General features: G+C 64.2%; 8 protein-coding genes and 1 pseudogene. 2 read left to right on the forward strand and 7 right to left on the reverse strand.

What is annotated here, in order from left to right; all coding sequences use genetic code 11:
- The 3 genes from VN856_RS08910 to VN856_RS08920 all read right to left on the reverse strand — a co-directional run.
- Window positions 1–142 (reverse strand): WXG100 family type VII secretion target (locus VN856_RS08910; RefSeq protein WP_325688089.1); only part of this gene is annotated, 142 nt, incomplete at its 3' end.
- A gap of 164 nt (window positions 143–306) precedes the next feature.
- A complete protein-coding gene (locus VN856_RS08915) occupies window positions 307–606 on the reverse strand; it encodes a PE family protein (protein ID WP_325688114.1) in 300 nt (99 codons plus the stop codon).
- Window positions 607–1,103: 497 nt separating this feature from the next.
- Complete coding sequence (locus VN856_RS08920; protein ID WP_325688115.1) at window positions 1,104–2,285, reverse strand: cytochrome P450; 1,182 nt, start codon at window positions 2,283–2,285, stop codon at window positions 1,104–1,106.
- 164 nt (window positions 2,286–2,449) lie between these two features.
- Between VN856_RS08920 and VN856_RS08925 the strand changes: the two genes are divergently transcribed.
- Window positions 2,450–2,644 carry a ferredoxin gene (locus VN856_RS08925; RefSeq protein WP_325688125.1) on the forward strand — a complete coding sequence of 65 codons (195 nt, stop codon included), beginning with the start codon at window positions 2,450–2,452 and terminating at the stop codon, window positions 2,642–2,644.
- Between the two features lie 513 nt (window positions 2,645–3,157).
- Here the strand turns inward: VN856_RS08925 and VN856_RS08930 are convergent.
- The 3 genes from VN856_RS08930 to VN856_RS08940 all read right to left on the reverse strand — a co-directional run bounded on the left by VN856_RS08930 (window position 3,158) and on the right by VN856_RS08940 (window position 5,810).
- On the reverse strand, window positions 3,158–3,952 hold the full coding sequence (locus VN856_RS08930) for a DUF6065 family protein (protein ID WP_325688117.1): 795 nt from the start codon (window positions 3,950–3,952) through the stop codon (window positions 3,158–3,160).
- A gap of 301 nt (window positions 3,953–4,253) precedes the next feature.
- Entirely contained in the window at window positions 4,254–5,498 is a 1,245-nt protein-coding gene (locus tag VN856_RS08935; protein WP_325688119.1) for a PPE family protein, read from the reverse strand.
- Window positions 5,499–5,510: 12 nt separating this feature from the next.
- The gene (locus tag VN856_RS08940) at window positions 5,511–5,810 is read right to left on the reverse strand and encodes a PE family protein (RefSeq protein ID WP_325688121.1); all 300 of its coding nucleotides are present in this window, start codon (window positions 5,808–5,810) and stop codon (window positions 5,511–5,513) included.
- A gap of 282 nt (window positions 5,811–6,092) precedes the next feature.
- On the opposite strand from VN856_RS08940, the pseudogene VN856_RS08945 reads away from it, so the two are divergent.
- Window positions 6,093–6,379, forward strand: a pseudogene (locus VN856_RS08945) (IS3 family transposase); the annotation flags it as partial.
- Window positions 6,380–6,475: 96 nt separating this feature from the next.
- Here the strand turns inward: VN856_RS08945 and VN856_RS08950 are convergent.
- The coding region (locus VN856_RS08950; RefSeq protein WP_325688123.1) for a PE/PPE C-terminal domain-containing protein at window positions 6,476–7,219 on the reverse strand (744 nt) is incomplete at its 5' end.

Here is a 7,219-nt window from a genome sequence, read left to right on the forward strand (position 1 = left end):
TACCGCTCCAGCTGGCCCCGGCGATGTTCTGGCTCGACGCCCACATCTTGCGAGCCTCGTCCTCAACCGTCTGCGCGTGCACGTCGAAACGGCCCGCCATCGACCGCATCTCGTGCGGGTCAGTCATAAAACGTGAAGGCACTTGCTTATCTCCTTGCTTGTAGTGATCGACTGCAACGAACGTGGTAGTCGGACTGGTTACCTGGGGCAACCGCCGACCTGAAACGCACGGCTGGACCCCCCTTTCCCGCTAACTGGTAGCCACTGGGAGTGGCACCACAGTGGGACGGTCTTCATCGACAACACTCAGCCGGCAGCGGCTGCGTTGGCAGCCTCGGTAGCCGCATAGGAACCGGCGCTGGTGCCCAATGTGTTGACGAACATCTCGTGGATCGCCGCAGCTTGGGCGCTGACCGCCTGGTAAAGCTGAGCGTGCGCGACAAACTGTGCGGCGGTCAGGGCTGAAACCTCATCGGCCGCAGCCGGAACCACGCCGGTCGTCGGAGCCGCCGCCGACGCGTTCTGGGAATTCAATCCCGCGCCGATCCCTTGAAGAGTGGTAGCCGCTGCCGACAGTGCCTCCGGCTGCGTGGTCACGAACGCCATTTGGCTTCCTCCCTGGGTCAGTTCCGGCCATCTGTTCGTGCATGAGAATAGACGCGCGTATGGCTGTGTGCTGGGGCTCAAGCCTGGTGTTTGCAACTATTCACCCGGCGGCAACAACTGTTCATCTGCGGTAACAGCTGTGTAACCGGCGCAGCTCCGTGGGCCCCGATCAGCAGCCCGAAAGGCTTCCTGAAGTGCTTAAATGCGTTGGTCTGGGTCGGGCACTGGTCTCCCCGTCGTTACCGGCGCCGGTCGCACGCCGCGGAGCCGTGGACGGTGTGGCACTCCGGTGGCGCGAAAAAAATCTAACCGCGGATAACGCCCGCACCGGTTCCACACCCGCGGCCGCCCTTCGACGGCGACCCGGAAGCTCCGCTGCAAAAACCGCGCCTCCCTGGCGGTCCCTCGGACCCTGTTCGATGACTCCACCCACCGCAAGCCGCGCGCAGCGGGTGGACAGCGCTCCCCCGGCCTGATTTGCCGCCGCGCTCCGTGGCTCAGCCAAAACGTAGCGGCAGATCCTTGAGCGCAAAAGTCTTACTGGGGAATTTGATTTCGGGCTGGTAGCCAGGCGCAAGTTCGAATTCAGGGATCCTCTTGAGCCACTCGTCGACGATCACGGTCAGCTCCATGCGCGCCAGATGAGAACCCAGGCAGCGGTGCGGTCCGCCGCCAAATCCCCAGTGTCGGTGCACCTTTCCGTCCATGGTGAGTTCGTCGGTGGAGATCGCATCGCTGCCGTCGCGGTTGATCAAGGCCATGCACAAGAACACCGATGAGCCCTTGGGCAGCGTCATGCCACCGACGACGACGTTCTCGGTGAGTACCCGGGGTGCCACCGGTGCTGACGGCTCCAACCGCACGATCTCTTCGATGAAGACCCTGATCTGCCTCGGATTATCCCGCAGCTGTGCGCGCAACTCCGGTCTGCGGGCCAGCTCCAGCAGGGAGAAGCCGATCGCCGCGGTCACGGTGTCCAGCCCAGCCAGGATCAGCAGATGGCTCATGCCCAGCAACTCGAGGTCCGTGAAGTTGCCTTTGCTTTGCATCACGGTCGACAACATGTCCGAGCCCGGATTTTCCCGACGGTGTTGGATTGCGTCCGTCAGATATCGGTACATCGCTTGCGCCGCCGGAGCGACGTCCGCCATCGAGGAATACGGGTTGTCGGAGAGAACGGCGTCCTTCCAGGCGATGAGTTGGTCCCGGTCCTCCAACGGCAGACCGTAGAGGTCCAGGAACACCTGGTAGGGGTACGTCCTCGCCAGGTCTCTCATCACCTCGCATTCGCCTCGGCTGGCGATGGCGTCGATCATGTCGGCGGCGTGACGAACAAGCACCGGCCGCGACTTACTCAACCCGTGTGGGCTGAAAAACGGCTGCAGGACTTTGCGGTATCGAGTGTGCTCCGGCGGGTCGAACCCCAACGGGATCACCGGAATTGGGCTTCCCGGTGGTTGAAGCGCCAGTCGAGCGGAAAATACGTTGGGACTCCGCAACGCTGCCAGCACGTCCTCACGGCGGGTGAGGTAGTAGAAGCCATTCATGAATACCACCGGTCCGGCGTCGCGCAAAATCTTCCACCCGGCGCCTCGATCAGCGGCCATCGGCAGGGCGAAGTAGTCAAGCCGCGGAAGGTGAAAGCCCGTGCCGTACAGGCTTTCATTGGTGGAGCTCATGCAGATGATCTCTCGTCGTCGGTTCGTTCATTTTCGCTGGCGCGGTGGCGGGCGGGCGACGGTAGATATCGTATGCGGCCCTCCGCGGCTCGGTCGCGTCGTCCCCGCGCGAGCGGGTGCCGGATCGAGCGACGATGCTCGACATGTCTTTTAGACTCGGCATTGTGAAGGTTCGTGTCGAGCAGTCGCGGTGCGTTGGTCACGCCCAGTGCTATGCGGTTGACCCAGAAATTTTCCCCATTGATGATTCTGGCTACTCCATCCTCGAAGAACACGAGGTCGCGCCGAAGGACGCGCAGACAACTCGTGACGGAGTCGCGTCCTGCCCGGAGATGGCGCTGATTCTGGACGAGGATTGACTGGAAGCCAGCCTATTTCACCGGGCTAGCGGTCACCATCTGGCATGGCGTGCGGGAACCGCCCTTGCAATGCTCGCAGCAGACCATCGATTTCGTCGATGCGAGCGCGTAACTGCACCAACTCTCCAGACGGCCGGGAATCGCCAGGCTCGGATTGCTGGGCTATGCGATGCGCAAGCTCATGCAGTTCGGCGCACTCTGCTCGCAGAAGCCGCTCAAACACTCGCGCCTGAGCGACCTCGGCAGGCTGAGCAGGCCGGCGCGGCAAAACGCTTGCACTGAACGCTTGCGAACCGATCCCGGCCCTCGGGAGCGTGCGGGCGGTGTCTCGGGGCTTCCGCGACAAGGCCAGCGAACCGGATACCTCAGCGTGTTTCGCCACGGAATCCTCCTGCCCGCACCCCCGGTTGTTCACCTACCGGAAACCTACGCCACTGCTCTCGCACGCTTCCAAATGCGCCCCAATTGTTCATATTCGAGCCATGATCGCGACGTCCGCGATTCACCTCGCCTCTAGGCTAACGGGCGCGGCTCGTGTAGCTGAACAAATGAACGAAGATGACGGCGAGTCTGGTGATCGGGTGTCCCGGCCTCGCCGTCGACGTGTCGTCCCCGCGTGTAGTCGCTCTGCCATTGCACTGGCTCTCCCGCGGCAACGGCCGCCGCCGCCTGGGCCTGCCCTTCCATGTCCCGTGGGCGAAGGAAAGACTTGTGCTTGCGATGCAGATCTTCGTCAGAGTCGAGGCGCCTGAGTTCGGGTGCGAAGTCTTCAAGTTCGGCTCGGCGCTGCGGGACGATCATGCAGAACGGCTCGTCGACCTCGAAACGCACCGGCATCAGTTTGCGGGTGAACTTCCAGTTCATGCTGAAACTCGCACTCGCCCAGTCAGTTTCGACTATGCCCTCCAACGGACATACGGCGTCCTTCGGATGGTTCGCCGGCCCGCGCACCAACACGTTATAGCCCGGCGGGGTGCGAAACAGTAACGGCAGATGCCAGGTCAGGATGCCGTTACCGAAATGGCTGACCGGCATGAACTCAGCGGCGTCGCGCTTATCGGGTATGACGCTCACGTCCACGCTGTCTTGGCCGATCCACGTAGCGGTGAACGCGCTCCGATTGCGCAGCTCCCAGCCGCTCTGGTTGGCGATCAGCATCGGCAGGCACCGATTAGGCCAACCTCTACGCGTCTCTGACATCTCTGACATCCACGCCCGGCTAATCGGTGCCGGGGCAATCTGCGGTGGATTGTCACGGGTGATGAACCCGATCAGTGGATGGGCCCGCCTACCGGAATTGTCGCTCATCGGATCCTCGATTCGGTGGGAACCCTGGTCGCCACCGACGCAGTAGCCCGTCCTGTATAGAAAGATGCCCACGCCATGCGTCGACTGAGTTCGGGCCCAAGCGACAGCTCACTTACCGCCCGTTGTGGGGCGATAGTAACCGTATTTGCTCGGCAGGTGCGATGCCACCCGATGGAGGGAAAGGCTTCCAGTGTTTGAGCATTGCCGGGCTAGTCTGTCGGCCGGTTGCCGGTTTGCTATCAAAACTCCTGGGGTGCCACGTCGCAACGTGACACCCCAGGAGCCTGAAGCAAATCGGTTTCTAGCCAGCTGATGGCGGGCGGGGCATCACCGTGGGTTTGAACCCGTAGCGTGGGCCCAAGCCGTTGCCGAAGCCGGCTCGCGTACCGGCCAGCGGCATACCGCCCAGCAGGTTCCCGCCACCGGCGGCGGCCTCCGGAGCAGCGCTCACACTGCTGACCAGTTGCACGCCGTTTGGGGCCGCGGCCGGAGCACCACCGCCGATCCACGACGCCGGCACTGCCAGTTTGCCGACCGAACCGGCGCCGCCCGAAATGGCGGAAATTGAATGCGCGGCGGCACCCGCGCCAGCAGCGCCACCGCCGCCCAGTGCCCCTCCGAGGCCACTCAAACCGTGGAGTGCTGGGGCAGCAGCGGCCGGGGCCGCACCGCCCAGCATTCCCGCGCTCTTCGCAATCTGAACGCCGAAGTTGCCCATACCAACGCTGAAGTAAGGCAGACCCTCAGTGTTGTAGAACAAGCTGGCGTACGGCGAGTAGTCGCCGACAAGCGCCGACAGGTTCGTGGGCAAGACGGTCGTACCGAAGATCAACGCGAACAGCTGCTGAAACGGTGTGGTGGTGGTGGTGGCCGCTGTGCTGGCCGCCGGCGACGCAAGACTCTGCAGCTGGCCCGTCAGCGACGAACTCAGCTGCGACAAGAGGCTCTGGGAGCTTGACGCGGCTGAGTTGCCGGTGGCCGCGCCGACCGCAGAGGCTTGAGCGGCCGTGCCGGCAGGGTTAGTAGTCGCGGCCGGAGTGGCGAACGGCGTCACCTGAGTCGCCGAGGCCGACTGACCCGCGTACCCGTACATGGCCGCGGCGTCCTGCGCCCACATTTGGCCGTACTGCGCCTCGAGCTGCGCGATCAGTGGGGTGTACTGGCCGAAGACGTTGGCCTGCACTGCGGCCGCGGTTTCGGCGCGGTTGGCCGCGACGAGCGGCGGTGCCACCGTCGCCGCGAACGCCTGCTCGTAGGCGGCAACGGCCGCCTGGGCCTGAGCCGCGGCCTGCTCGGCCTGCGTGGATGTCTCCTGCAGCCAGGTGATGTACGGCTGCGCCGCGGTTGACATCGCCGCGGAGGCCGGTCCGTTCCACGCGTCGCTGGCCAGTTGCGTGATCGTTGTCTCGTAGCCCTGAGCAGCCGACTGGAGTTCCGCGGCAAGGCCGTTCCATGCCGACGCGGCAACCTGGAAAGACGACGAACCGGGACCCATGTACATAAGGGCTGAGTTGACCTCAGGCGGTAACGCCCCGAAATCCACCATGTGAAATGCCTCCTAGCCGGCCGCAGCCGCGTTGGCGGCCTCGGTGGCTGCGTAGGAACCGGCGCTGGTGCCCAACGTATTGACGAACATCTCGTGGATGGCCGCAGCCTGCTGGCTGACGGCCTGGTACAGCTGGGCGTGAGCGACGAACTGAGCGGCGGTCAGTGCCGAAACCTCGTCGGCTGCAGCCGGAACCACTCCTGTGGTGGGGGCCGCTGCGGCGGCGTTCTGGGCGTTCAGGCCCGAGCCGATCCCCTGCAGGTTGGTGGCCGCTGCCGATAATGCTTCCGGCTGTGTGGTCACGAACGACATCCGGTCTCCTCCTTGATAACTAAGCGCGTCTACGACCTTGGGCAAGGTCGTTCGGTTGAAAGGTTAGATGGTCACGCTCGGATAAAGCCGCCGCCGACCTAACTGTTCACGCCTGGACGGCGAGTATTCACCCCTCGATATCGGCTGTTTACCCTGAGTTCGACAAACCTTCCACCTGCGGTAATGCTTCGATTAGGCCGGCCGCCGGAACGCGCTGTTTGCTCGGCCGCTCGATGGCCACGTCGACAGCTGCGTAACCCAACCTGGTCGTGGCGAAGGATCAAGCGGCTCAAAGCGCTCGAGCGTGAAAACGCCACGCTCAAGCGGCTTTTGGCTGATGCGGACTTGGAGAAGGTGCGCTGACAAAGATCGCGAATGGAATATCAGGCCGCCACGCAACGCGACGAGCCTGTCACGATCCGGATGCGACGTTGCCGTCCGCGCGGCGCCACTTCGGCCCGGCATATCACACTCGCGCAGAAGACCCGGCAGTCAATCACGAGAAAATGCAACGCCTTTGGCGCGAACAAGGGCTTCGAGCGCCACGGCGCCGACGCCGCAGTGGCCACCATTCGGATAGGCGAACGCGGAACGCTCTCGTTCGCCGTGGACCGTTCACGGATTCCGGCCACGCCACTGGGCGCAGCCGCACGGATCCGTACCGGTTATCCCCCTTGGGGTGGCCGGGGCACCACCGCGTGCCGGAATCCGTATTTCACGACGTACCCACTGCCGCGGCGTCCAGCACCGGCTCCGAGGCCGGCGTTGCCCGCCATCGGAACACCGTTGAGCATTCCGTTTGCCTGCGGTGCGACCGAGCGTGAAGCGCTGACCAGTTGGGCCTGTTCCATCGCCGCCGGCGTCGACCCTTGCCAACCCGCGGGCACCGACAGCCGCCCGAGGGTGCTGGCCTCGCCCATCTGGGCCGACACACTGCTGGCCGTAAACGGTGCGCCACTGACGCCTGCGGTGCCGCCAATTGGAGGAATTGCTGCTGGTGCCCCAGGCATCAACCCAAGCCCTTGTTCTAGTGCCGTTGCCTGAGCGGGGGTAATCAACTGCTGCCCGAGGCCGTAGCCGAAGTTTCCGAGACCGACCGCGAAGTAGGCCTGGAGGATCTGCCGCATCGAGTTCAGGTTGCCGCTCGACAGGCCCAGGCCCCAACCGCCCTGACCCAAGTTGTCGACGGTGTTTGTGAACATCGTCTGGAGCCAACCGATGAACGTATTCGGGTTGGGCGCCGCCGTGGACAGCCCGGTGCTCGCGGCCGTCTGAGTGGTCGTGGTGGGCGTCGACGACACCGCGTTCTGCGCCACCGTCGCGGCTTGGCCGGCCGGCTCGGCGGCAGCCTTGGCAACCGCGTCAGCCTGGTTGCTCGTCCCGTCGGGGTTGGTCGTCTGCGGGGGCTG

The sequence above is a fragment of the Mycobacterium sp. genome (genome assembly GCF_035603715.1).
In the GTDB taxonomy this organism is placed as follows: Bacteria; Actinomycetota; Actinomycetes; order Mycobacteriales; family Mycobacteriaceae; genus Mycobacterium.

What these genes read in the sequence shown, in the direction of transcription:
- VN856_RS08915 (WP_325688114.1), bottom strand. Translation starts at nt 606, where the DNA reads ATGGCGTTCGTGACCACGCAGCCGGAGGCACTGTCGGCAGCGGCTACC.
- VN856_RS08920 (WP_325688115.1), bottom strand. Translation starts at nt 2,285, where the DNA reads ATGAGCTCCACCAATGAAAGCCTGTACGGCACGGGCTTTCACCTTCCG.
- VN856_RS08930 (WP_325688117.1), bottom strand. Translation starts at nt 3,952, where the DNA reads ATGAGCGACAATTCCGGTAGGCGGGCCCATCCACTGATCGGGTTCATC.
- VN856_RS08935 (WP_325688119.1), bottom strand. Translation starts at nt 5,498, where the DNA reads ATGGTGGATTTCGGGGCGTTACCGCCTGAGGTCAACTCAGCCCTTATG.
- VN856_RS08940 (WP_325688121.1), bottom strand. Translation starts at nt 5,810, where the DNA reads ATGTCGTTCGTGACCACACAGCCGGAAGCATTATCGGCAGCGGCCACC.